The sequence below is a fragment of the Agrobacterium tumefaciens genome (assembly GCF_013318015.2).
Classification (GTDB): Bacteria; Pseudomonadota; Alphaproteobacteria; order Rhizobiales; family Rhizobiaceae; genus Agrobacterium; species Agrobacterium tumefaciens.
Genome location: NZ_CP115841.1, coordinates 922695 through 946280, shown reverse-complemented (window position 1 = coordinate 946280; position 23586 = coordinate 922695). Strand labels below are relative to the sequence as shown.

Annotated in this window: 22 protein-coding genes and 3 tRNA genes; 2 read left to right on the top strand and 23 right to left on the bottom strand. The window is 58.5% G+C overall.

Translation table 11 applies throughout. The features are described 5' to 3' along the window. Nucleotides 1–552: 552 nt before the first annotated feature. From G6L97_RS04775 to G6L97_RS04670, 22 genes are all read right to left on the bottom strand, one after another. Complete coding sequence (locus tag G6L97_RS04775) at nucleotides 553–858, bottom strand: DUF1467 family protein (RefSeq protein ID WP_162633693.1); 306 nt, start codon at nucleotides 856–858, stop codon at nucleotides 553–555. A gap of 148 nt (nucleotides 859–1006) precedes the next feature. After that, nucleotides 1007–2674, bottom strand: coding sequence for a ribonuclease J (locus G6L97_RS04770; RefSeq protein WP_174002775.1), 1668 nt, complete (start codon nucleotides 2672–2674; stop codon nucleotides 1007–1009). Nucleotides 2675–2881: 207 nt separating this feature from the next. Further along, nucleotides 2882–3622, bottom strand: a complete 741-nt coding sequence (locus tag G6L97_RS04765) for a biotin--[acetyl-CoA-carboxylase] ligase (protein ID WP_025593259.1) — start codon at nucleotides 3620–3622, stop codon at nucleotides 2882–2884. A gap of 26 nt (nucleotides 3623–3648) precedes the next feature. Next, complete coding sequence (gene nuoN / locus G6L97_RS04760) at nucleotides 3649–5091, bottom strand: NADH-quinone oxidoreductase subunit NuoN (protein WP_003512691.1); 1443 nt, start codon at nucleotides 5089–5091, stop codon at nucleotides 3649–3651. An 18-nt stretch (nucleotides 5092–5109) separates the two neighbouring features. Continuing rightward, nucleotides 5110–6621 carry an NADH-quinone oxidoreductase subunit M gene (locus G6L97_RS04755; protein ID WP_013635953.1) on the bottom strand — a complete coding sequence of 504 codons (1512 nt, stop codon included), beginning with the start codon at nucleotides 6619–6621 and terminating at the stop codon, nucleotides 5110–5112. Then, complete coding sequence (nuoL, locus tag G6L97_RS04750) at nucleotides 6621–8618, bottom strand: NADH-quinone oxidoreductase subunit L (RefSeq protein WP_013635952.1); 1998 nt, start codon at nucleotides 8616–8618, stop codon at nucleotides 6621–6623. The genes G6L97_RS04755 and nuoL overlap by 1 nt, the downstream gene beginning before the upstream one ends. A gap of 7 nt (nucleotides 8619–8625) precedes the next feature. Next, nucleotides 8626–8934: an NADH-quinone oxidoreductase subunit NuoK gene (gene nuoK, locus G6L97_RS04745; protein WP_003496445.1), complete on the bottom strand. Its 309-nt coding sequence runs from the start codon at nucleotides 8932–8934 to the stop codon at nucleotides 8626–8628. Between the two features lie 29 nt (nucleotides 8935–8963). Beyond that, complete coding sequence (locus G6L97_RS04740) at nucleotides 8964–9578, bottom strand: NADH-quinone oxidoreductase subunit J (RefSeq protein WP_003512680.1); 615 nt, start codon at nucleotides 9576–9578, stop codon at nucleotides 8964–8966. A gap of 141 nt (nucleotides 9579–9719) precedes the next feature. Continuing rightward, a complete protein-coding gene (gene nuoI, locus G6L97_RS04735) occupies nucleotides 9720–10211 on the bottom strand; it encodes an NADH-quinone oxidoreductase subunit NuoI (protein ID WP_003512679.1) in 492 nt (163 codons plus the stop codon). A gap of 36 nt (nucleotides 10212–10247) precedes the next feature. Next, the gene (gene nuoH / locus G6L97_RS04730) at nucleotides 10248–11294 is read right to left on the bottom strand and encodes an NADH-quinone oxidoreductase subunit NuoH (protein ID WP_013635951.1); all 1047 of its coding nucleotides are present in this window, start codon (nucleotides 11292–11294) and stop codon (nucleotides 10248–10250) included. A gap of 12 nt (nucleotides 11295–11306) precedes the next feature. After that, the gene (nuoG, locus tag G6L97_RS04725) at nucleotides 11307–13388 is read right to left on the bottom strand and encodes an NADH-quinone oxidoreductase subunit NuoG (protein ID WP_041694373.1); all 2082 of its coding nucleotides are present in this window, start codon (nucleotides 13386–13388) and stop codon (nucleotides 11307–11309) included. Nucleotides 13389–13544: 156 nt separating this feature from the next. Next, nucleotides 13545–14849 carry an NADH-quinone oxidoreductase subunit NuoF gene (gene nuoF, locus G6L97_RS04720; RefSeq protein ID WP_003512673.1) on the bottom strand — a complete coding sequence of 435 codons (1305 nt, stop codon included), beginning with the start codon at nucleotides 14847–14849 and terminating at the stop codon, nucleotides 13545–13547. 10 nt (nucleotides 14850–14859) lie between these two features. Beyond that, nucleotides 14860–15969, bottom strand: a complete 1110-nt coding sequence (locus G6L97_RS04715) for an NADH-quinone oxidoreductase subunit E (protein WP_013635949.1) — start codon at nucleotides 15967–15969, stop codon at nucleotides 14860–14862. 16 nt (nucleotides 15970–15985) lie between these two features. Beyond that, nucleotides 15986–16246: a hypothetical protein gene (locus tag G6L97_RS04710; RefSeq protein ID WP_013635948.1), complete on the bottom strand. Its 261-nt coding sequence runs from the start codon at nucleotides 16244–16246 to the stop codon at nucleotides 15986–15988. Beyond that, entirely contained in the window at nucleotides 16246–17436 is a 1191-nt protein-coding gene (locus G6L97_RS04705; protein WP_003512668.1) for an NADH-quinone oxidoreductase subunit D, read from the bottom strand. The genes G6L97_RS04710 and G6L97_RS04705 overlap by 1 nt, the downstream gene beginning before the upstream one ends. Before the next feature lies 1 nt (nucleotide 17437). Beyond that, nucleotides 17438–17866, bottom strand: a complete 429-nt coding sequence (locus tag G6L97_RS04700; protein WP_003512658.1) for a GFA family protein — start codon at nucleotides 17864–17866, stop codon at nucleotides 17438–17440. Beyond that, nucleotides 17863–18465, bottom strand: coding sequence for an NADH-quinone oxidoreductase subunit C (locus G6L97_RS04695; RefSeq protein WP_111783131.1), 603 nt, complete (start codon nucleotides 18463–18465; stop codon nucleotides 17863–17865). Before G6L97_RS04695 ends, G6L97_RS04700 begins: the two co-directional genes overlap by 4 nt. A gap of 21 nt (nucleotides 18466–18486) precedes the next feature. Further along, nucleotides 18487–19071: a NuoB/complex I 20 kDa subunit family protein gene (locus G6L97_RS04690; protein WP_003512655.1), complete on the bottom strand. Its 585-nt coding sequence runs from the start codon at nucleotides 19069–19071 to the stop codon at nucleotides 18487–18489. Beyond that, complete coding sequence (locus G6L97_RS04685) at nucleotides 19062–19427, bottom strand: NADH-quinone oxidoreductase subunit A (protein ID WP_003512653.1); 366 nt, start codon at nucleotides 19425–19427, stop codon at nucleotides 19062–19064. The genes G6L97_RS04690 and G6L97_RS04685 overlap by 10 nt, the downstream gene beginning before the upstream one ends. A 435-nt stretch (nucleotides 19428–19862) precedes the next feature. Next, nucleotides 19863–19939 (bottom strand) — tRNA-Asp (locus G6L97_RS04680). Between the two features lie 41 nt (nucleotides 19940–19980). Continuing rightward, nucleotides 19981–20057: transfer RNA gene (locus G6L97_RS04675), tRNA-Asp, on the bottom strand. Nucleotides 20058–20146: 89 nt separating this feature from the next. Then, the gene (locus G6L97_RS04670) at nucleotides 20147–20278 is read right to left on the bottom strand and encodes a hypothetical protein (RefSeq protein WP_003512651.1); all 132 of its coding nucleotides are present in this window, start codon (nucleotides 20276–20278) and stop codon (nucleotides 20147–20149) included. A 226-nt stretch (nucleotides 20279–20504) separates the two neighbouring features. Between G6L97_RS04670 and G6L97_RS04665 the strand changes: the two genes are divergently transcribed. Together G6L97_RS04665 and G6L97_RS04660 are read left to right on the top strand one after the other, a co-directional pair. After that, nucleotides 20505–20580 (top strand) — tRNA-Val (locus tag G6L97_RS04665). Nucleotides 20581–20891: 311 nt separating this feature from the next. Further along, nucleotides 20892–21032 carry a hypothetical protein gene (locus G6L97_RS04660; RefSeq protein WP_003512649.1) on the top strand — a complete coding sequence of 47 codons (141 nt, stop codon included), beginning with the start codon at nucleotides 20892–20894 and terminating at the stop codon, nucleotides 21030–21032. A gap of 208 nt (nucleotides 21033–21240) precedes the next feature. Here G6L97_RS04660 and G6L97_RS04655 read toward each other — a convergent pair whose 3' ends face one another. Beyond that, complete coding sequence (locus G6L97_RS04655) at nucleotides 21241–23439, bottom strand: esterase-like activity of phytase family protein (RefSeq protein WP_111788238.1); 2199 nt, start codon at nucleotides 23437–23439, stop codon at nucleotides 21241–21243. Between the last annotated feature and the right edge of the window lie 147 nt (nucleotides 23440–23586).

Below are 23586 nucleotides of genomic sequence, written 5' to 3'. Positions count from 1 at the left end.
CGTGGCATTTTCGCGATAGCTAATTCGCGTCAAAACGCTTTGGCCGGAATATTATTCTTGATCCGGTGCGACAAATTGCACCACAGGGAATTTTTTGCCGACTGTAACAAATATGCAAAAAATGAGATGACAAGCATGGGTGATTGGGCTAACTTTAGCTCACAAAAGAGGCAGGAAGTCTAAATTCTTGCCGTTTTCGCGGTCAGTCTTGGGAGGATTCGATCTTAGGCGCGCTTGTCGCTGCCCCGGTAACGGTTACAGATCACGCGAAACCTGAAAAACAAGGCTGAAATGCCTTGTTTTTTTTTGATTCCGGCGAAGTTCACAACCCCGAATGCTTATTCCGGTAAAATTGTGACAGCGAATTGCCCGCCAGACACGCTCATGGTGTGTGCACGACTGATATGACATCCATGTGACAGCACTGGCGCATCTTGTGGCGACCATTCATAAAACGGCAGCACAGCTTATGTTGCCTTAAATCGCATCACGAAGCCCGCCACGCTGCAAAATTCTGCGGCGCGCTTAATCCTAGGGCGTGGGTGAGGTGCTTCAGTCGAAAACCGGGATAATTCTCGGAAGGTCGTCCATGCTGACACCGAACCACCAGGTTCCGCCGTACCAGAGCCCGCAGATCAAAGCCGATATCAGCGTTGTCCACAACACGATGCGCCCGCCCCTGAACCTTGACGGGGCGCTTGCAACCGTGCCGATCGCCACATCGCCGTCTTCCTCCTGAGTGCGAAGGCCAATCGGCAGCACAACGAAAAGCACCGTCCACCAGACGATGAAATAAATGGCGAAGACCGAAAGAAGCGGCATGACGTCCTCCTGCGTGATGCGCCCCTTGTAACGCATTCATCCGCGAACCGGAATCACTTCCCTGCAAGATGTGTAAAAAGCTGCAAGAGAGGAGAAGGAACGATCGCGGACAGCGATTGCGTCATGTCCGAGATGGTCCGGACATGACGGGGCGTGACGGTTTGAAAACCCGGGATTTTCCGGTTCAGACCTTGGTGACGAAAACCGTCACGATCGGCTTCTTGCCCCATGCCTGATTGGCAGCGGCGCGTACGGCGCGGCGCACTGACTCGCGCAGCAGCGCAAGATCCTTGCGGCGGGCACGGGGGATGCTTTCCACGGCACCGAGTACGGCGTCATAGAGCGTATCTTCCATGTCCTCGCCCTCATCATCGAATTCCGGCAGGCCGAAAGGTACGACATCGGGATCTCCGAGGAAGTCGTAGCGGCTGTCCAGCAGCACATTGACGGAGACATGGCCGGCGAAGGAAAGCTTGCGGCGGTTGCTGATCCCCATCTCGTCGAGGTCACCGATGAGGTTGCCGTCCTTGAAGACGCGGCCGTGCGGTGCGTCGTTGATAACTTCCGCAGGACCTGGCGCCAGACGCAGAATGTTGCCGTTACGAACCTTCGGCACCTGAGAAATGCCGGCCTGTTCAGCCAGTTCCTTCTGCGCGACCAGATGCGCCGCCTCGCCATGCACCGGCACCAGGATTTGCGGCTTGGTCCATTCGTACATCCTCAGAAGTTCGTTACGGCGGGGATGGCCGGAGACATGCACCAAAGCCTCATTGTCGGTAACGATATGGATGCCCTGCTCTATCAGGCCGTTCTTGATCTCGATGATCGCCTTTTCGTTACCCGGAATGGCGCGCGAGGAAAATACTACCGTATCACCGGCAGCCAGCGCCACATTACGCATCTCATCGCGCGAAAGCTTGGCAAGGGCTGCCCGCGGCTCGCCCTGCGAACCGGTGAGAATGACGACCACCTTGTTGCGCGGAATATAGCCGTATTCGTCTTCAGCCAGGAACGGCTTGATACCTTCCATGATGCCGAGATCCTGCGAAACGTTGACGACGCGCTTCAGCGACGAGCCGAGCAGCAGCACTTCGCGTCCGGCAGCTTCCGCAGCCTGCGCGATGGAGCGGATACGGCCGACATTGGAGGAGAAGGTGGTGATGGCCACGCGACCCTCGGCATTTTCAATGATCTGGCGCAGCCCCTCAGACACTTCGTGCTCCGAAGGCGATACGCCGTCGCGCAGCGAGTTGGTGCTGTCGCACATCAACGCCAGCACGCCCTCCTCGCCAATGGCGCGGAAACGCGCCTCATCCGTCAACGGACCGAGAGACGGCGCCTCGTCAATCTTCCAGTCGCCCGTGTGGATGACATTGCCAAGCGGCGTGCGGATGACCAGCGACATCGGCTCGGGGATCGAATGGTTGACGCCGACGGCCTCGATTTCGAACGGGCCGACATTGATGCGATCACCCGCCTTGAACGGGGTGATTGGAATTTCGGCACGGCTGCCCTCGTAGGCGCGCTTTGCCTCCAGCATGCCGGCGGTGAAACCCGAGGCATAGACGGGCACGTTGAGGCCCGGCCACAGATCGTTCAGCGCGCCGTAGTGATCCTCATGGGCGTGGGTGATGATGATGCCTTTGAGGTTCTTCTTCTGCTCGGCGATACAGCTGATATCGGGCAGAACCAGATCGACACCAGGCAGATCGAGACCGGCAAAGGTAACGCCGCAATCCACCATGATCCATTGGCGCTTGCTTTCCGGACCGTAGCCGTACAGCGCGAGATTCATGCCAATTTCGCCGACGCCGCCAAGCGGCAGAAATACCAGTTCGTCCTGTTTAGTCATTGTTCTTCTTATCCATTCACGAGAGCGCGCTGGCGACGGCAATATGCCGCGCCCAGCCGCCCGTTTAACAGCATCGGACCTGAAACATCATCTGATCGACCGGGCCGATGCGGAGCCGGTCTGTCACCCTGCTTTTCATGAGCAGCAGGAAAGCTCCAACCTGTGGGAAGAGGTTCGGCGCGAGTCTTTGAAGACACGCCGTCCACCTCATCCAAAAAACACGTCGCCGGCGGCGATGGAGCGCCTTGTGCCCTCATCCTCATCCAGCAGCAGATAACCATTATCATCAATTCCAACGAAACGCCCGCCGATCGAGCGATCCGGAAAATTGACGGTGATATGTTCGCCGATACCGCAGGCAGCCGCCCGCCATCCGGCCATGACACCGGAAACGCCCCTGCCCTCATCCCAGCTTTGCAGCACATCCGCTGTCTCGCGGAAGAGATGCGCGAACAGCTCGTCGGGGGAGCACGACGCCCCGTGTTCGGACAGCATGGTGACGGGATAAAGCGGATTTTCAGGCTTGTGGGCGATATTGATGCCGATGCCGATGACGATGGCGCGGCGTCCATCCGGCAGAAGTTCGGCTTCCATCAGAATGCCGCAGGTCTTCCGGCGCCCGATCAGCACGTCATTCGGCCATTTTATCTCTAGCGGTTCGCCACCGGTCGGTAACACAGCGCGAATGGCGCGGTAGACGGCGAGCGCAAAGGCAAGCGGCAATGAACCGATGCGGTCCATTGGCGCGGGATCGATGAGAAGAAGCGAAGCGTAGAGATTGCCTGGTTCAGACACCCAAGGCCGGCCGCGGCGACCGCGCCCGCCAGTCTGGCGGATGGCGGTGATCCACAGATTGCCGCCATCGCCTGCCCTTGCCCGGGCGAAACATTCTATGTTGGTCGATGGCGTTTCCGCCATCGCCTCGTGCCGGAAGTCATCGATGGACATCCGGCCCGTATGCTTGTGCGTATTGCTCAAAAGAACGTCTTTGCCGCAACCGTGACTGCATTACCGAGCGCACCACCGAAGACGATGAAAGCGACGACGAACAGTCCAGACAGCGCATAAACGATTTTCAGTTCGCCAGCTGGACGCTCGAAGCTGCCCTTGGCTTCATCGAACCACATGACCTTGACGACGCGGATATAATAATACGCACCGACAACCGAGCCGATCACACCGATGACGGCAAGCGGATAGAGTTTGGCTTCGATGGCAGCAAGGAAGACGTAGTACTTGCCGAAGAATCCGGCGAGCGGCGGAATGCCGGCAAGCGAGAACATCAGGATCGTCAGAACAACTGCCATGAAGGGGTTGGTGGACGAAAGCCCGGCCAGATCCTCGACATTTTCGACATTGCCGATTTCCTTGCGACGCATGGAGAGAATGCAGGCGAAGGTGCCGAGCGTCATGACCATGTAGATGGTCATGTAAAGAATGACGCCCGAGATACCCGCCTCGGTGCCCGCCGCAAGACCAACCAGCGCGTAACCCATGTGACCGATGGAAGAATAGGCCATCAGGCGCTTGATATTCTTCTGGCCGATTGCCGCGAACGAGCCGAGCAGCATGGAAGCGATGGAGATGAAGACGACGATCTGCTGCCAGTCGGCAAAGACCGGCTGGAAAGCGTCAACAACGATGCGAACGAAGATCGCCATGGCGCCGATCTTGGGAGCGGCAGACAGGAAGGCCGTGACCGGTGTCGGCGCACCCTCATAAACATCCGGCGTCCACATGTGGAACGGCACGGCGGAAATCTTGAATGCCAGACCGGCGAGAACAAAAACCAGACCGAAGACGAGGCCGAGCGAACGGGTTTCTGCCGTCAGAACCTGGGCGATTTCGGTAAAGCCGGTATTGCCGGTAAAGCCGTAAACCAGCGACATGCCGTAAAGCAGCATGCCCGAGGAGAGCGCACCGAGAACGAAATATTTCAGGCCCGCTTCGGTGGAGCGCAGGCTTTCCCGGTTGATTGCGCAGACGACGTAGAGCGCAAGCGACTGCAGCTCCAGCGCCATATAGAGCGAGATCAGGTTGTTGGCCGAAATCATCAGCAGGATGCCGAGCGTCGCCAGAACCAGAAGCACCGGATATTCGAACCGGCCGACCGGCTCGAAACGGCTCTGGCCGACAGAAAGGATCATGGCGGTGATCGAGCCGATCAGCGCCAGCACCTTCATGAAGTTGCCGAAGGCATCGGCGACGTAAACGCCGCCGAAAGCCACACCCGAAGCGGGCGCAAAGACGATCCAGAGACCGACGACGAGCAGCAGGGCCACGGAGAGGCCCGTGACCGTCGTTGTCGACTTGTCGCCCGAGAAGACGCCAATCATGAGCAGCGCCAGCGCGCCGACCGCAAGGATCAGCTCGGGCGTCGCGATGTGCAGACTGGCAAAAAGAATTTCAGCGGTCATGTCCAACGGGTCCTGTCGTCAATTCATAGAAAGCGCAACATTTTGCGCCGCCTGCAATGCAGCCGTATAGTTGTTTACCAGAAGATCGACCGAAGCGGCTGTCGCATCGAAAACCGGAGCCGGGTAGACGCCGAAGAAGATCGTCAGCGCAACCAGCGGATAAAGGATGACCTTTTCGCGGGTCGACAGATCGAGCATCGATTTCAGGCTTTCCTTCTCAAGCGCACCGAAAATCACGCGGCGGTAGAGCCACAGCGCGTAAGCGGCCGAGAGGATGACGCCGGTTGCCGCAAACAGCGCGACCAGCGTGTTGGCGCGGAATACGCCGATCAGCGTCAGGAATTCACCAACGAAGCCGGAAGTGCCGGGCAGACCGACATTGGCCATGGTGAAGATCATGAAGGCGACGGCATATTTCGGCATGTTGTTCACGAGACCGCCATAGGCCGAGATCTCACGGGTATGCAGCCGATCGTAAACGACGCCGACGCAGAGGAAGAGCGCGCCCGACACGATGCCGTGCGACAGCATCTGGAAGATTGCGCCCTGCACGCCCTGCACATTGGCTGCGAAGATGCCCATGGTCACGTAACCCATGTGGGCGACGGAGGAATAGGCGATCAGCTTCTTGATGTCGTCCTGCATCATCGCCACGAGCGAGGTGTAGATGATGGCGAGAACCGACAGCGTGAAGACGAAGGGAGCGAAATAGTCCGACGCCAAGGGGAACATCGACAGCGAGAAACGGATGAAACCGTAACCGCCAAGCTTCAGCATGACACCTGCCAGAATGACGGAACCCGCGGTCGGCGCCTGCACGTGCGCATCCGGCAGCCAGGTGTGTACAGGCCACATCGGCATCTTGACCGAAAAAGCGGCGAAACAGGCAAGCCACAGCCAGGTCTGCATGCCAGCGGGGAAGCCGTATTTCAGAAGTTCGGTCATGTCTGTTGTGCCGGACTGCCAGTACATCGCCATGATGGCGAGCATGGTCAGAACCGAGCCAAGCAGCGTGTAAAGGAAGAACTTGTAGGATGCGTAGACGCGATCCTTGCCGCCCCAGACGCCGATGATGATGAACATCGGGATCAGCGTTGCTTCGAAGAAGACGTAGAAAAGAACCGTATCCAGCGCCACGAAGACGCCGATCATGACGACTTCCAGAAGCAGGAAGGCGATCATGTATTCCTTGATGCGCTTTTCAACCGACTGCCAGCTTGCCAGCACGCAGAAAGGCATGAGGAAGGTGGTGAGGATGACGAACAGCATGGAGATGCCGTCGACGCCCAGATGATAGGCGGCGATGTTGCCGAACCATGCGTGTTTTTCCACCATCTGGAAACCGGGGTTCGAATTATCGAAGCCGATCCAGACGAACAGCGAAACCAGGAAAGTGAAAACGGTCGTCAGCAGCGAGACGTTGAGAATGTTGCGGCGACCGTAAGGGCCGTTCTCATTGGTCAGCAGCAAGAGCACCACGCCGACGAGCGGCAGAAAGGTGACCGTTGAAAGAATTGGCCAATCGGTCATCAAAACGCACTCCCGAGCATCATCCAGGTGACAAGCGCCGCGATGCCGATCAGCATCGCAAAGGCATAGTGATAAAGGTAACCGGATTGCAGGCGGACCATGCGGTTGGTCACGTCAACCACACGCGCTGCAATGCCGTTCGGTCCATAATGGTCGATGACGGCCACGTCGCCCTTCTTCCACAGGAAGCGGCCAAGCGCCTTTGCGGAACGCACGAACAGGAAGTCGTAAAGCTCGTCGAAATACCACTTGTTCAAGAGGAACTGATAGAGGCCGCGATGGGTCGCTGCCAGACGCTTCGGCGTCTCCGGCGACTTGATATACATGTACCATGCGGTGACAAAACCAAGCGCCATGGCGAAGAACGGGCTCCACTTGACCCACAGCGGAACATGGTGGAACTCGTCAAGGATTTCATTTTCCGGAAGCGTGAAGAGAGCACCCTTCCAGAACTCGGCATATTCATGGCCGAAGAAATAACCTTCGAAGACAACACCGGCGAAGATCGCGCCGACTGTGAGGATGAAGAGCGGGATCAGCATGACCATCGGCGATTCATGCACATGGTGCATCACGTCAGCCGAAGCGCGCGGCTTTCCGAAGAAGGTCATGAACGCCAGACGCCAGGAATAGAAGCTGGTGAACAGCGCGGCGATGACCAGCAGCGTGAAGGCGAAACCCGACAGCACCGAATGGGACGCATAAGCGGATTCGATGATCACGTCCTTCGAGAAGAAGCCGGCAAAGCCGATCATCGTGCCCGGAATGCCCACACCTGTCAGCGCAAGCGTGCCGACGGTCATCGTCCAGAAGGTGATGGGGATATGCTTGCGCAGGCCGCCCATGTAACGCATGTCCTGCTCGCCATCGACGGCATGGATAACCGAACCGGCGCACAAGAACAGCAGTGCCTTGAAGAAGGCATGCGTGAAGAGGTGGAACACGGCCGCGCCATAAGCGCCGACGCCAAGTGCCACGAACATGTAACCTAGCTGCGAGCAGGTCGAATAGGCAATCACGCGCTTGATATCGTTCTGCACGAGACCGACGGTCGCTGCGAAGAAGGCGGTGATGGCGCCGACCAGCGTCACGACAGTGAGCGCATCATGCGACAATTCGAACAGCGGCGACATGCGGGCAACCAGGAAGACACCGGCGGTGACCATTGTTGCGGCGTGAATGAGGGCGGACACAGGGGTCGGGCCTTCCATCGCGTCCGGCAGCCAGGTGTGCAGCAGGAACTGCGCCGACTTACCCATGGCGCCCATGAAGAGCAGCAGGCAAACGCCCGTCATCGCATTGGCCTTGTCCAGCTGCATGCCGAACAGGTTGATGACGGTTTCGGTGGAAGCTGCACCTTCAGCCGGCAGATAGGTGCTGGCGGCAGCGAAGATGGTCTCAAAATTGATCGAGCCGAACAGCACGAAGACGCCTGATATTCCGAGAATGAAGCCGAAGTCGCCAACACGGTTGACGATGAACGCCTTCATGGCAGCAGCAGACGCCGAAGGCTTCTTGAACCAGAAACCGATCAGCAGGTACGACGCCAGACCAACGCCTTCCCAGCCGAAGAACATCTGCAGCAGGTTGTCGGAGGTCACCAGCATCAGCATCGCGAAGGTGAACAGCGAAAGATAGGCAAAGAAGCGCGGACGATGCGGATCGTGGTGCATGTATCCGATCGAATAGAGGTGCACCAGCGTCGAGACGGTGTTGACGACGACGAACATGACGGCCGTCAGGGTATCGATGCGGAACGCCCACTCGACGTCGATGCCGCCGGACTGGATCCAGCGCAGCACGGTTACCTTGATCACCTCGCCCGGCTCGCCATGGGCAAGCGCGACGGAGAAGAAGACGATCCACGACAGGACGGCGACCACGATCATCAGACCGGTGGTGACATATTCCGAAGCCTTGGCGCCGATCGACCGGCCAAACAGGCCGGCAATCAGGAAGCCGATCAGGGGAAGAAAGACGATAGCCTTGTAGATCATAGCCTTATCAGCCCTTCATCATATTGACGTCTTCGACAGCGATCGATCCGCGGTTGCGGTAGAAGACAACGAGTATTGCAAGACCGATGGCCGCTTCGGCGGCTGCGACGGTCAGAATGAACAGTGCGAAGACCTGGCCGACGATGTCGTTCAGGAAAGCCGAGAACGCCACCATGTTGATGTTGACCGCCAACAGGATGAGCTCGATCGACATGAGGATGACGATGACGTTCTTCCGGTTGAGGAAGATACCGAAGATGCCGATCGTGAAGAGGATCGCGCTGACCGTCAGGTAGTGGGAAAGACCGATTTCCATATTCTGTTTCCTTGGATCCGTTCGCGCCTTCAGATGCCCTGGCCCGGCTTGACCTTGACCGTGGTGACGGCGGTCTTCGGGTCACGTCCGACCTGCGTGGATATGTTCTGCCGCTTGATGTCGGTGCGGTGACGCAGCGTCAGCACGATGGCGCCGATCATGGCCACCAGCAGCACGAGACCGGCAAGCTGGAAGAAGTAGACGTAATTGGTATAGAGCACGTCGCCCAGTGCGGCCGTATTGGTGCGCACGGCCGGTGACGGGATCGGCATGGTAATCGATTTGGCCGCCTGCGGGTTAAGCACGCTGCCGCCGACCACGACGATCAGTTCAGCCGCGAGGATGATACCGATCAGCGCACCGATCGGCGCATATTGCAGCACGCCGGAGCGCAGCTCCGCAAAATCCACATCCAGCATCATGACGACGAAGAGGAAGAGCACCGCCACCGCACCGACATAAACGACGAGCAGGATCATGGCGAGGAATTCGGCCCCCGTCAGCAGGAACAGCGCGGCTGCGTTGAAGAAGGTCAAAATCAGAAACAGCACCGAATGAACAGGGTTCTTCGATGCGATGACCATGAACGCAGACGCCACGGCGACGAAAGCGAATATATAAAAGAATACAGCGTGCAGACCCATGTTGGTGCCTTCTTGTCCTCATCCGGGCAAAGACCGCGCAATCGCGCGCTCTACCCGTTTCGTCCCCGCCGGCGATAACCGTGCAGGCTCTTTTACTCTTTCTTCGCTTCCCGGGGTCTCCCCCGGAAAGACGGTTGCGCCTTAACGGTAAGGCGCATCCAGTGCGAGGTTGCGCGCGATTTCACGCTCCCAGCGGTCGCCATTGTCGAGAAGCCTTTGCTTGTCGAAATAAAGCTCCTCGCGGGTTTCCGTCGCGAATTCGAAGTTCGGGCCTTCGACGATGGCATCCACCGGGCAGGCTTCCTGGCAGAAACCGCAATAGATGCACTTCACCATGTCGATGTCGTAACGCACCGTGCGGCGGGTGCCGTCATTGCGGCGCGGACCGGCTTCGATGGTGATCGCCTGAGCGGGACAGATCGCCTCACACAGCTTGCAGGCGATGCAGCGCTCTTCACCGTTCGGATAACGGCGCAGCGCATGCTCGCCGCGGAAGCGCGGAGACACCGGGCCCTTTTCGAAAGGATAATTCACCGTGGCCTTCTGCTTGAAGAAGTGGCGCATCGTCAGGAAGATCGCACCGACGAACTCCTTGAGGAACAGTGAATTGACGGCTTGGGAAAGGCTGGCCATCTCAAACTCCAGATTTCTGAGCGAGGCGTACGGACATCAACCGGCCCACCCCGTCAGCTTCAATACGAATGCAACAATAACGACCATGGCGAGCGACAGCGGCAGGAACACCTTCCAGCCAAGGCGCATGAGCTGGTCATAGCGGTAACGCGGAACGAAGGCCTTCACCAGAGCGATCATGAAGAAAACCATGCAGCCCTTGAGCGCGAACCAGACAATGCCCGGAATCCAGTTCAGGAACCACACATCCACGATCGGCAGCCAGCCACCAAGGAACAGGATCGTCGTCAGGCAGCAGATCAGGACGATCGCAGCATATTCGCCGAGCATGAACATCATGTAAGGCGTCGAGCCATATTCGACCATGTGACCGGCCACCAGTTCCGATTCCGCTTCCGGAAGGTCGAAGGGCGGACGGTTGGTTTCGGCAAGGCCCGAGATGAAGAACACGATGAACATCGGGAACAGCGACAGCCAGTGCCAGTCGAGGAACGAAGCCGGCAGACCGATCATCGTGCCGAGGCCGGTACGCTGCGCCAGAACGATATCCGTGAGGTTGAGCGAGCCGACGCACAGAAGCACGGTGACAATGACGAGGCCAATCGACACTTCGTAGGACACCATCTGCGCCGCCGAACGAAGCGCGCCGAGGAACGGGTACTTCGAGTTCGAAGCCCAGCCGCCCATGATGATGCCGTACACTTCAAGCGAGGAAATCGCGAAAATGTAGAGAATGCCGACATTAATATTGGCAACGACCCAGCCATCGGCGAAGGGGATGACCGCGTAGGTGGCGAGCGCCAGCGTTACGGCAACCAGCGGCGCCAGAAGGAAGACCGCCTTGTTGGCGCCCGCGGGAATGACGGGCTCCTTCAGGATGAATTTCAAAAGGTCGGCGAAGGACTGGAACAGACCAAAGGGGCCGACGACGTTGGGACCACGGCGCAACTGCACGGCTGCCCAGACCTTACGGTCGGCAAGCAGAAGGAAGGCGATGGCCACCAGAAGGCAAACGAGAAGCAGCAGGGACTGGCCGACCATGATCAGCGCGGGCCAGACGTAGCTCCAGAAAAACGATTCCATAATCCCCTACCCTTACTCTGCCGCAGCCTGGAAATTGTTGCGGGCCAATGCGGAACACTCGGCCATGACGGCGGATGCGCGCGCAATCGGGTTCGTCAAATAAAAGTCTTTTACCGGCGAGGCAAACGCAGACTTATTGAGGCTACCCGCGCGAGCGGCAAGTGCCTCGACATCCGCGCCGTTGCCGGCAACGATCTCATCGGTTTCCGCCAGATGCGGATGCGCGACATAAAGCTGGCCGCGCAGCGCCGACAGCGAATCGAACGGCAGCTTCTTGCCGAGCACGTCGGAAAGCGCACGCAGGATCGCCCAGTCTTCACGGGCCTCGCCCGGTGCGAAACCGGCGCGGTTGCCCACCTGAACGCGGCCTTCGGTGTTGACCCAGATACCGGATTTTTCGGTATAGGCCGCACCCGGAAGGATGACGTCGGCGTTCATCGCGCCATGATCGCCGTGGCTGCCGATGTAGACGGTGAACTTGGCGCCCTTGTTCGACAGGTCGATTTCATCGGCGCCGAGCAGGAAGAGAACGTCCATGGACGTTACCATTTCGGCAGCAGCAACACCGCCCTCGCCCGGCACGAAGCCGATGTCGAGACCACCGACGCGGGCAGCGGCAGTGTGAAGCACCGAGAAGCCGTTCCACTCTTCGCTGATTGCGCCAACCGAAACGGCAAGCTTCGCAGCGGCCGCGAGAACGGCTGCACCATCGGCGCGTGCCAGAGCGCCCTGGCCGATGATGATCAGCGGGTTCTTGGCGGACTTCAGCTTCTCAACGAAGCTGTGAGAGCCATTGGCGAGATCGGAAAGCGTTTCCGCGCCGGAGCCTAGATATTCGTAGTTGTAGCGCAGCTCACCGGCTTCGCCGATCACGCCGATCGGGAAACCACCGCGACGCCAGCGCTTGCGGATACGTGCATTGAGCACGGCCGCTTCGTAACGCGGGTTGGCGCCGACGATCAGCAGCGCATCCGCGTGCTCGATGCCTTCGATTGTGGAATTGAACAGGTAGCTGGCGCGACCCAAAGACGGATCAAGCGCTGCGCCATCCTGACGGCAATCGACATTGGCCGAGCCGAGCGACGCCAGAAGCGACTTCAGCGCGAACATTTCCTCGACGGAAGCAAGGTCACCGGCAATCGCGCCGATCTTGCTGCCGCTGGTTGCGGCAACCGCCTGCTTGATAGCGCCGAAGGCTTCGCCCCAGCTTGCGGGCTGCAAGCGGCCATCCTTGCGGACGTAAGGGCGGTCGAGACGCTGCGTCTTCAGGCCGTCCCAGATGAAGCGGCTCTTGTCGGAAATCCACTCTTCGTTGATTGCCTCGTTGACACGCGGCATGACGCGCATGACTTCGCGGCCACGGGTATCGACGCGGATTGCCGAACCGAGAGCGTCCATCACGTCGATGGTTTCGGTCTTGTTCAGTTCCCACGGACGGGCAGTGAAAGCGAAAGGCTTGGAGGTGAGCGCACCGACCGGGCAAAGATCGACGACGTTGCCCTGAAGCTCGGAGGTCATAGCCTGCTCGAGATAGGTGGTGATTTCAGCGTCCTCGCCGCGGCCGATGAGGCCAAGTTCGGCGATGCCGGCAACTTCCGTTGTGAAACGGACGCAGCGCGTGCAGTGGATGCAGCGGTTCATCACTGTCTTGACGAGCGGGCCGATATATTTGTCTTCAACCGCACGCTTGTTTTCCGCGTAACGCGAACCGGCGATACCGAAGGCCATAGCCTGGTCCTGCAGGTCGCATTCGCCGCCCTGGTCGCAGATCGGGCAATCGAGCGGGTGGTTGATGAGAAGGAACTCCATCACGCCTTCGCGGGCCTTCTTGACCATCGGCGTGTTGGTGAAAACTTCAGGCAATTCACCATTCGGGCCGCCGCGAACGTCGCGCACGCCCATGGCGCAGGATGCGGCGGGCTTGGGCGGTCCGCCCTTCACCTCGATGAGACACATGCGGCAGTTACCCGCGACCGACAAGCGCTCATGAAAACAAAAGCGCGGAACTTCAGCACCAGCCTCCTCGCACGCCTGCAACAGCGTGAAATGATCCGGAACCTCGATCTCTTTACCGTCAACCTTGAGCTTTGCCATGGTTCTACTTACGTCCTGTTGCCTGTTCGTCCCGTGTCTCTCACACGGTCCGCAACAAATCCTTAATCGCGCCCGACACTTCATCTCGTCGGTCAGGCGCTTCATGGTTTTCCGGCGCCGGGATCATCCCCGCGCCGCATGCAAACTGCGAAAAGCTTATTCGGCAGCTTCCAGAACAGCGCCATCATCCATGGCCCTGTAGGTATATTGGTCGATGCGCTTTTCGATTTCCGGACGGAAATTGCGGATCAGGGCCTGTACCGGCCATGCGGCGGCGTCGCCGAGCGCACAGATGGTGTGGCCTTCGATCTGCTTCGTCACTTCGAACAGCATGTCGATTTCGCGCTTCTGCGCGTTGCCCTTCACCATGCGTTCCAGCACGCGCCACATCCAGCCGGTGCCTTCACGGCACGGCGTGCACTGGCCGCAGCTTTCATGCTTGAAGAACGCCGCGATGCGGGCGATCGCCTTGATGACGTCGGTGGACTTGTCCATGACGATCATGCCGCCGGTGCCGAAGGACGACTTCACTTCGCGCATGCCGTCGAAGTCCATGATGGCGTCCTTCATGTCCTCACCGCGCACGATGGGGCAGGATGCGCCGCCGGGAATGACGCCAAGCAGATTGTCCCAGCCGCCGCGAATGCCACCGCAATGGTGTTCGATCAGCTCACGGAAGGACAAGCCCAGCGCATCTTCGAAGGTGCATGGACGCTCGACATGGCCGGAGACCATGAACAGCTTGGTGCCGACATTGTTCGGACGGCCGATAGACGAGAACCATGCCGCACCTCGGCGCAGAATGGTAGGAGCAACGGCGATGGATTCGACGTTGTTGACGGTCGTCGGGCAACCGTAAAGACCCATATTGGCCGGGAACGGCGGCTTCAGGCGCGGCTGGCCCTTCTTGCCCTCAAGGCTTTCAAGCAGTGCCGTCTCTTCGCCGCAGATATAGGCACCTGCGCCGTGATGGACGTAGATGTCGAAATCCCAGCCGTTCTTGTTGTTCTTGCCGAGCAGGCCCGCATCGTAACATTCGTCGATGGCGGCCTGAAGCGCCTCACGTTCGCGCATATATTCGCCGCGCACGTAGATATAGGCGGTGTGCGCACCCATGGCGAAACCGGCGATAACGCAGCCTTCGATCAGCGTATGCGGATCGTTGCGCAGGATTTCGCGGTCCTTGCAGGTGCCGGGCTCGGATTCGTCGGCGTTGACCACGAGATAATGCGGACGGCCGTCGCTTTCCTTGGGCATGAAGGACCACTTGAGACCCGTCGGGAAGCCTGCGCCGCCGCGACCGCGAAGGCCGGAAGCCTTCATCTCATTGATGATCCAGTCACGACCCTTTTCGATGATCTGCTTGGTGCCATCCCAGTGGCCGCGCGCCCTCACGCCCTTCAGGGACTTGTCCTTGAGGCCGTAGAGATTGGTAAAGATGCGATCCTGATCTTTTAACATGCTTCACCCTTTACCGCGGCTTCTTGCCGAAGACCCTGATATACTCGGCTTCGCCACCCTTGGCGAGCGCCTCGGCCTGCTTGATCCACTCATCGCGTTCGATGCGGCCCTTGAAATTCAAATAACCATCCACCCAGTCGCACTCGGCCTTCTTCCAGCCGGCAATCTGCGCATAGGTAAAGATACCGAGCTCGTTAAGCGTGCCTTCTATCTTCGGGCCAACGCCTGAAATGAGTTTCAGGTCATCGGGCGCAGCGGGCTTTTCAATGCCTGCCGGACGGTCGGCTGACTCAAGCGACGGTCTGGATGCTATCGCTTCCTTGCCTGCCGATTGCTGTTCCCCTGCCTTTGCGTTTTCCGCAGAAGCCTTGGGCTCGTTCGCAGGCGTCTTCAGCTTCGGGTCGGTTTCCGGTGCGTCCGTCTTCGGCTTGGCGGCATTCGAAGGAAGAACGGGGGCTGCTTCCGCCGGAGCTTCCGCAGGTTTGTCGAGATTGGAGCGATCTGGCTTGATCTCTTCCGTCAGCGTCGTCAGGCCGCCAACGGGCACCGACTGGTGACGGTCGATCTGGGGGCCGGTCTTGACCGTGTCGCCCTTGCCTGCCTCGAACGTGTCGATTATCTCTTCCAGGCGCTCGGGCGTCAGATCCTCATAGGCATCCTTGAAGATGATGACCATCGGCGCGTTGACGCAGGCGCCCTGACATTCCACTTCTTCCCAGGACAGCGTGCCGCTCTCGTTGGTGTGCAGCGGATCGTGATGGATCTTCTTGCGGCAGACATCCATCAGCGCTTCGGAGCCGCGCAGCATGCAGGGCGTGGTGCCGCAAACCTGAACATGGGCGCGTGTGCCGACCGGCTTCAGCTGGAACTGGGTGTAGAAGGTCGCCACTTCCATGACGCGGATATAGGCCATATCCAGCATGTCGGCGATTTTTTCGATGGCGGCGCGGGTAACCCAGCCGTCCTGCTCCTGCGCACGCATAAGCAGCGGGATAACCGCCGATTGCTGGCGTCCCTCCGGATATTTCTGGATCGTCTTTTCCGCCCATGCGGTATTATCCGCGTTAAAGGCAAATGCCACGGGCTGGAACTGATCTTCGGCTAGTCGACGAACGGACATACTTCCTCACGCCTTTTCAGTTTAACGTCTCACAACGCGATCTCGCCACCGTGACGAATTCGCAGGCATAAGCCGCCTTGTCTTTCTGCATGAACACGATGAACTTGCTGCCATTGGGAACTGAGGCCTTGATCTCGTATCCCGAAGACAGAAGCTGCTTGATGGTGGAACCGCCGCTGCTTGATAGCGATACGCCCCCCTCTTCCGTCGCCGTCTGGGCGAGAACGGAGGTCGACATCGCAGCAAGAAAAGCCAAGATGGCCAGCGGCAGACGCATCAGCGGTCGACCTCCCCGAACACGATGTCGAGGGAGCCGAGCACGGCTGTAACGTCGGCAAGCTGATGGCCCTTGCACAGGAAATCCATCGCCTGCAAATGTGCATAACCCGGCGCGCGGATCTTGCAGCGGTAGGGCTTGTTCGAACCATCGGCGACCACGTAGACGCCGAACTCGCCCTTCGGCGCTTCGACGGCGGCGTAAACTTCGCCGGCCGGAACGTGATAGCCTTCGGTATAGAGCTTGAAGTGATGGATAAGAGCTTCCATCGAACGCTTCATCTCGCCGCGCTTGGGCGGAACCACCTTGCCATCCAACGAGGAGACCGGGCCGATGCGGTGCTTGCCGGAGAGAAGATCGACGCACTGCTTCATGATCTTCACCGATTCGCGCATTTCCTGCATGCGGATCAGGTAACGGTCATAGCAGTCGCCGTTCTTGCCGACGGGGATATCGAACTCCAGATCGGAATAGCACTCGTAGGGCTGCGCGCGACGCAAATCCCAGGCAGCACCCGAACCGCGCACCATGACGCCCGTGAAACCCCAGGCAAAGGCGTCTTCAAGTGAGACGACGCCGATATCGACGTTACGCTGCTTGTAGATGCGGTTGTCGGTCAACAGGCCTTCGATATTGTCGAGAACGGTAATGAAGGGATCGCACCATTTGCCGATGTCTTCCACCAGCTCCGGCGGCAGATCCTGATGCACGCCGCCCGGACGGACATAGGCCGAGTGCATGCGGGCGCCACAGGCGCGCTCGTAGAAGACCATCAGCTTTTCACGTTCCTCGAAGCCCCAGACAGGCGGCGTCATTGCGCCGACGTCCATGGCCTGAGTCGTCACGTTCATGATGTGCGACAGGATGCGGCCGATTTCCGAATAAAGCACGCGGATCAGCTGGCCGCGCATCGGGATTTCGAGACCCAGCAGCTTTTCGACGGCGAGCGCGAAAGCGTGTTCCTGGTTCATCGGCGCGACGTAGTCGAGACGGTCGAAATAAGGCACCGCCTGAAGGTAGGTCTTGGTCTCGATCAGCTTTTCGGTGCCGCGATGCAGAAGACCGATATGCGGATCGACGCGCTCGACGATTTCGCCGTCCAGTTCCAGAACCAGGCGCAGCACGCCGTGCGCGGAAGGGTGTTCCGGACCGAAGTTGATCGTGAAATTGCGGACGTTATGCTCAGTCATTCTAGTGCTCCGCCGAGGTGATCATGGCGATGAATTCGGGGCCGGTCATGTTCTGCGTGGTTTGCGCGAAAGAATAGCTCGAAGGCTTCTCATCCGTGAAAATCTGCGACGCAAAATGGAAACTGGAAGGGTTGTCGAAAGCCTGCAACGAGACGGCAAAATGCTTGCCATCCTTGGAGCGCCACATCAGCGTGCTGCCGCAATTCCTGCAGAAGCAGCGCTCACCCCATTCCGACGAGGTATAAACACCGAAATGTTCCTCGTTCTCGATGGCGACGTCAGCGCATTCGACAGCCAGAAATGTTCCGCCGGACCAGCGGCGGCACATCGAGCAATGGCAAACGCCGAATTCGCGGGCGCCGATGCTGGCATTGAAGCCAACGGCGCCGCAAAGACATTGTCCGTGCTCTGTCGCGGGGGCTTCGCTCATTGCTTGGCCTTTTCGTCACCCGGGAGAACATAGTCAGTCCCCTCCCAGGGAGAGAGGAAATCGAAATTGCGGAATTCCTGCTTCAGTTCGACCGGTTCATAGAGAACCCGCTTCAGAACGTCATCGTAGCGTACTTCCACAAAGCCGGTAACCGGAAAATCCTTGCGCAGCGGATGACCTTCGAAACCGTAATCGGTGAGGATTCGGCGAAGATCCGCATGGCCTTCGAAAGGAATGCCGTACATATCCCAGGCTTCGCGCTCGAACCAGTCTGCACCCATGTAAACGGAGGTTGCCGAGGGAACGCCCTCGTCTTCCGCCACCTGCAGCTTGATGCGCACGCGCACATTCTGGCGCGGCGACAAGAGGTGATAGACAACGTCGAAACGCTTCTCGCGCTGCGGCCAGTCGACGCCGCAAATATCGATGATGTTGACGAAACCGCACTGCACATCGTCACGCAGGAACGTCAAAAGCGCGATAACGCTTTCCGTCGTCGTGTTCAGCGTCAGCTCGCCATAGGCGATATCGGCCGAAACCACGAGGGAACCACGCGCTTCCTTAACGTAAGCAGCAAGATCGTTTAGAGCTTCGCTCATTCCTTAATCCGTCCTTTGCCCTTAGCGCTCGATCGTACCGGTACGCCGGATCTTCTTCTGCAGCAGAAGCACGCCGTAAAGCAGCGCCTCCGCCGTGGGGGGACAGCCCGGAACGTAGATATCCACCGGGACGACTCGGTCGCAGCCGCGCACGACGGCGTAGGAATAATGGTAATAGCCGCCGCCATTGGCGCAGGAGCCCATGGAGATGACATAACGCGGCTCGGGCATCTGGTCATAGACCTTGCGCAGTGCCGGCGCCATCTTGTTGGTCAGCGTTCCCGCGACGATCATCACGTCCGACTGGCGCGGCGAGGCGCGCGGGGCGACACCGAAGCGCTCCATGTCGTAACGCGGGCCGGAAGCCTGCATCAGACCCTCGACGGCGCAGCAGGCAAGACCGAACTGCATCCACATCAGGGAGCCGGTACGCGCCCAGGTGATCAGCTCGTCGGTCGAGGTGACGAGAAAGCCCTTGTCGGCCAGCTCGTCGTTGATTTCCGTGAAGTAGGCATCGTTGCTGCCGACAGGCTTGCCGGTCGCGGGATCGATGATCCCCTTCGGCTGCGGTGCAACGAGCGTGCTGTTGTTCTGGCTCATGCCCATTCCAGCGCTCCCTTCTTCCACTCATAGATAAAGCCGATGGTGAGAACGGCGAGGAACACCATCATAGACCAGAAACCGAACCAGCCCATGTCACCGAAGGACACAGCCCAGGGGAACAGGAAGGCGACTTCCAGGTCGAAGATGATGAAGAGAATGGACACCAGATAAAACCGGATATCGAACTTCATGCGGGCGTCGTCGAAGGCATTGAAACCGCACTCGAAAGCGGAGAGCTTTTCCGGGTCCGGCGCCTTATAAGCGACAGCGAAAGGCGCGATGAGAAGCGCCAGGCCAATGACAAGAGCGATACCGATAAAGATTGCGATCGGAATATAGGAACTGAGGAGTTCAGTCATGGTCTCTTCCCTGTCCGGCCGGGTGCCGGACCTGCCTTTGCGACTGAAAGTCTAAAGGCGCACAAATATGTTGCAACGCCAAAGTGGTTAGCGCAGCCGCGCTCTCTCTGCAAGAGTTTAGGCACCATTTCAAGACACCTGCCGCATTGATTGGCAACAATATTGCCGGAATTGACGCAAATTTGGGCCACAATTCCCGGCTAAGCCCCTCAAATACAATAATAATCGATTGAACGACGCAACCGCAAAAAAGTCACACGAATTTTACGTCAAAATGGCAGCGAAGTGACGATCTCTCGATATCGAAACTTGACTAAAAACAGCAGGAAAAAGCGCGCTCGCAAATGCCGGAAACAGGCGCTGAAATCGCCATTGCCGATATGGCAGGAAGATGCCTGCTTGCTTCGTTTGGGAGTGTCATTTCGGTGAAAGAAATGGCGCGAGTGACGGGGCTCGAACCCGCGACCTCCGGCGTGACAGGCCGGCACTCTAACCGACTGAGCTACACCCGCGCTCCACAGACATTCGTCTGCGTTTTTTCCGAGGAACAGGATGGCGCGAGTGACGGGGCTCGAACCCGCGACCTCCGGCGTGACAGGCCGGCACTCTAACCAACTGAGCTACACCCGCTTATCCTGACCGACAAGACCTTAGTCTCGCCGTACGAACCAGCCTCGGCTGTTCGTTGAGCGGCTAACTACGGCGTTCGTGCGGGGGTGTCAAGCAGGTTTCACGACAAAAGAATAAGCTTCTTCATTTTGATCGGAAAAAACTGAAAGGCCTTTGACCGGCATTGCAGCGAATGCCTTGTTTTCCGGGCTTTTCCCAACAAAAACAAAAAACTTGTCCACAGCCGGGGCGTCCGTAGCGCGATTCCAGCATACCGCCAAAGGTAACGGCCGGGCGTTGTTTTTATCGAAAAGCCCGCAGTTCCCGGCTTTTTGCCGATCACCTCTGCCAGTGGGCAAAGCTGTCCGGAAAAAAAACAAAAAAACTTCACAAAAGCCCTTGCGGTTTTTTTCCGATCCGAATACATCACGGCCACCGACGCGGCAGACACGATCTGCAAGACGCGAAGGGCGATTAGCTCAGTTGGTAGAGCGCCTCGTTTACACCGAGGATGTCGGGAGTTCGAGTCTCTCATCGCCCACCATTTTCCAGCTTCTTCAAATTGTGCGCATTACCAAGCAGAAGCTCTTTCGGATGTCGGTGCGTTTTACCGTAAACTTCCTGCATCGGGAATCACGGCCCCTGCCCCCGATTCTGTAGACGGCCGCGGCCTTGGGCTGGTGGAGCGGCTTTTCCCGCGTGAGTCTATGCCAGATCGGCACTTCTGTTCCACATTCATACAGGCCGGCTCCAATAGGTGTGCCACCCCGCAACATACCGAAAAATAAGCAGATTCAGACTTTTTAAAGAGATTTCATGCATTGTTTTCGAGCCGTTTCATGATGAACGGTATAAATGATGGATGAAACCATGTCGGTCGACGCGTTTGTAACACTCGCGCTTATTGCGCTGCCTGTTTATATTTTTTTCCGCTGGGTCCAGCAGGACTCGGAAAAAGACAGCACTCCCAAAAGCAAGAATTCCATGGGGCGGTGATCTCTAGCGATCTGGTCCACTGCACATTCATGGAAGTCCTCCGGATAACACCCTCGATTATGCGATAGCGACGCGACCATGCCGGTTTTAACGGCTGGTACGCGACTCATCGTGGGGAATCGGCATTCCCCAGATCGGGGTTTCTTCCGCCGCACAAAAAAGCCGGGCTATGCCCGGCTTTTCTCATTTGCGATTCTATTCGGACCGATCAGTTGATCGCCTTTAGATCGACGGTAAAGAACAGCGTTTCGCCGGAAGATCCGTCGACGCCGTCATTGTCAGTGACGATATAGGCCGTTCCTGCCTTGTCGAAGGTGAAGCCTTCCAGCTTGTCAACGGTATAGCCATTCGTCTGGGCCTTGAGGTCCGGCAGGAAATCATGTGCTTCCTGCTTGGCCACCAGCGGCAGTTCGCCACCGATTTTGCCCGGCTTCAGGTCAGCGATCGCGACGCGGTAAAGCTTCTTGATCTTTGCCTTGTCACCGACCTGATTGTCGCGCTCGACGATATAGACATAGTCGCCCTGTGCGGTGATTTCAGAAAGGCCGACCCAGCCTGCCTCGGTCTTGTCGAGCGGGTAACGCACGGCGCCCCATTCCTTGGACTTCGGATTGTAGGAGACGAGCTTGACGAAACCCTTCTCGTCCGTGCCCCATTCGCGCTGTACGGCCATCCACAGCTTCGCGTCGTCGCCCTTGCCGATCATGGTCACGCCTTCGAAACCGAAGCGGGTTTCGCCAGCCAGCAATTCCTTCGGCAGAGCGATCTCAGCCTTGATCTCGCCCTTGGCGCTGACATTGTAGAGTGCGTGGGGCACTAGCTTGGCACTGTCACCTTCCGAGGCCAGCCAGAAGCCGCCCTTACCGTCAAGCGTAATGCCTTCGATGTCGAGTTTCTGGGCTGCGATACCGTCGCGCTTGATGCGCAGGGCGCTGGTTATGGTGGCGGGCTTCTTCGTTGCGTCGATGGTGTAGATCGACGGCTGGTTTCCATAGACCGAGTCGGACACGGCATAGAGGATGCCAGGCTTTTCAGCATCGCCCACCAGACCGGAGAGAGCGCCCCAGCCGATCGGTGTGCCGTCAACGGTGGCGGAAGCGAGCTGCGGGTAGGCAATCTGGCCTTCTGCACGTTCATAGATCATGACATGCGAGCGAGCGCCGCCATCTTCGACGAGATCGGCTTCGTTGGCAGTGACGAGGAGATTGCGCGACGGAATGGCGACGGCGCCTTCAGGCGAAATGCCCGAGGGCAGAAGCTGGACCAGTTCCGGTGTGCCGCCCGTATCCTTGTAGACCGCAGCGAGAGACGCGCGCTCGGCAAGAACGAAGAAGTACTTCTGGCCATCGAAGGTTGCCGCCTCCAGACCTTCCGGCTCGATGCCCTTGGCCTTTGAACGCTTTTCCGGATAGTGGCCGATGCTGGCGGCGGCGTGCTCAAGGGTGGCACCGGCTTCATAAAGAAGCTTGCCGGTCTTGTCGAAAATGGTGAAGCCGCGCGCGCCGCCCTGCCAGTCACCCTCATTGGCGATGACGATTCGGTCATTGTCCAGCCACTTCACGGCATCTGGCTCACGCTTGCGGCCTTCCTGCTTGTCGGTGAACTTGATCTGGCCGTCCGTCTTCGTGTCGACGCCTTCCAGATCAACCGTGCCAGCGGAGAAATGCGTCTTTACCGTACCGGTCTTGCCGTCGATGATGACGATGTGGTTGTTTTCCTGCAGCGTGAGCGCGATCTCGCCATTGGCATTGATCGAGACGAATTCCGGCTCCGGATCTTCCGGGGAGATTTCGGCAAGGCCGGTCACGTCGATCTTCTTCAGCGTCGCGCAGTCGGCAACGCCGTTTTTCAGACCGACCGTCACCAGATAACCGGCCGGCATCTGTGGCAGGGCGCCCTCGTTCACCTCTTCATCGCGTTCGTTTTCGATCGCGATGGCGGCGAAGGTCTTGTCCGGGGAAATTGCGACAGAATCGGGCTGGCCGCCGAGATCGCAGCTCGCTTCGATCTTCTTGGTGGCGATATCGACCGTCACCAGCTTGCCGGACGGCTTGGCTCGGTTTTCGGACGTGTTGACACCGGCCAGAACCTTGGCGCCAGCAACGGCAACAGAGGTCGGTTCGCCTTCCAGCAGCAACGCGCCGCCAGCCTTGGGTGCCTTCGCATCGGTGATGTCAACGAAACCAATGCCGCCAAGCGGGCTGTCCGAATAGATCAGCGTCTTACCGTCTTCGCTGGCGGTTACGATTTCAGCTGAAGTGACGGCCTTCGCGTCCTTGTCCGCTGGCAAGTTCTTTACGACCGGGAAAGATGCGATGCGGTTGAAAACCGGCTCGGCAGCAGCCGGAAAGGCCGCGGACGCGAGCAGAGCAGCAGTCAAAGCCATCTGAGAAAGTCGGAACGCCATTATAAATCCCCCTTGGATCCAAAAAAACACCCTATGGCTTCTGCGTCAGAGACATGACAGCGGCATGACATTTCCTGTCGGAGGAATCAAAAAGCCCGACCATGAAGGCCGGGCTTTCCTGTTCGTGCGCACATTCCGCGTATCAGA

What these genes read in the sequence shown, in the direction of transcription:
- G6L97_RS04775 (WP_162633693.1), bottom strand. Translation starts at nt 858, where the DNA reads ATGCGTTACAAGGGGCGCATCACGCAGGAGGACGTCATGCCGCTTCTT.
- G6L97_RS04770 (WP_174002775.1), bottom strand. Translation starts at nt 2,674, where the DNA reads ATGACTAAACAGGACGAACTGGTATTTCTGCCGCTTGGCGGCGTCGGC.
- G6L97_RS04765 (WP_025593259.1), bottom strand. Translation starts at nt 3,622, where the DNA reads ATGTCCATCGATGACTTCCGGCACGAGGCGATGGCGGAAACGCCATCG.
- nuoN (WP_003512691.1), bottom strand. Translation starts at nt 5,091, where the DNA reads ATGACCGCTGAAATTCTTTTTGCCAGTCTGCACATCGCGACGCCCGAG.
- G6L97_RS04755 (WP_013635953.1), bottom strand. Translation starts at nt 6,621, where the DNA reads ATGACCGATTGGCCAATTCTTTCAACGGTCACCTTTCTGCCGCTCGTC.
- nuoL (WP_013635952.1), bottom strand. Translation starts at nt 8,618, where the DNA reads ATGATCTACAAGGCTATCGTCTTTCTTCCCCTGATCGGCTTCCTGATT.
- nuoK (WP_003496445.1), bottom strand. Translation starts at nt 8,934, where the DNA reads ATGGAAATCGGTCTTTCCCACTACCTGACGGTCAGCGCGATCCTCTTC.
- G6L97_RS04740 (WP_003512680.1), bottom strand. Translation starts at nt 9,578, where the DNA reads ATGGGTCTGCACGCTGTATTCTTTTATATATTCGCTTTCGTCGCCGTG.
- nuoI (WP_003512679.1), bottom strand. Translation starts at nt 10,211, where the DNA reads ATGGCCAGCCTTTCCCAAGCCGTCAATTCACTGTTCCTCAAGGAGTTC.
- nuoH (WP_013635951.1), bottom strand. Translation starts at nt 11,294, where the DNA reads ATGGAATCGTTTTTCTGGAGCTACGTCTGGCCCGCGCTGATCATGGTC.
- nuoG (WP_041694373.1), bottom strand. Translation starts at nt 13,388, where the DNA reads ATGGCAAAGCTCAAGGTTGACGGTAAAGAGATCGAGGTTCCGGATCAT.
- nuoF (WP_003512673.1), bottom strand. Translation starts at nt 14,849, where the DNA reads ATGTTAAAAGATCAGGATCGCATCTTTACCAATCTCTACGGCCTCAAG.
- G6L97_RS04715 (WP_013635949.1), bottom strand. Translation starts at nt 15,969, where the DNA reads ATGTCCGTTCGTCGACTAGCCGAAGATCAGTTCCAGCCCGTGGCATTT.
- G6L97_RS04710 (WP_013635948.1), bottom strand. Translation starts at nt 16,246, where the DNA reads ATGCGTCTGCCGCTGGCCATCTTGGCTTTTCTTGCTGCGATGTCGACC.
- G6L97_RS04705 (WP_003512668.1), bottom strand. Translation starts at nt 17,436, where the DNA reads ATGACTGAGCATAACGTCCGCAATTTCACGATCAACTTCGGTCCGGAA.
- G6L97_RS04700 (WP_003512658.1), bottom strand. Translation starts at nt 17,866, where the DNA reads ATGAGCGAAGCCCCCGCGACAGAGCACGGACAATGTCTTTGCGGCGCC.
- G6L97_RS04695 (WP_111783131.1), bottom strand. Translation starts at nt 18,465, where the DNA reads ATGAGCGAAGCTCTAAACGATCTTGCTGCTTACGTTAAGGAAGCGCGT.
- G6L97_RS04690 (WP_003512655.1), bottom strand. Translation starts at nt 19,071, where the DNA reads ATGGGCATGAGCCAGAACAACAGCACGCTCGTTGCACCGCAGCCGAAG.
- G6L97_RS04685 (WP_003512653.1), bottom strand. Translation starts at nt 19,427, where the DNA reads ATGACTGAACTCCTCAGTTCCTATATTCCGATCGCAATCTTTATCGGT.
- G6L97_RS04660 (WP_003512649.1), top strand. Translation starts at nt 20,892, where the DNA reads ATGATGGATGAAACCATGTCGGTCGACGCGTTTGTAACACTCGCGCTT.
- G6L97_RS04655 (WP_111788238.1), bottom strand. Translation starts at nt 23,439, where the DNA reads ATGGCGTTCCGACTTTCTCAGATGGCTTTGACTGCTGCTCTGCTCGCG.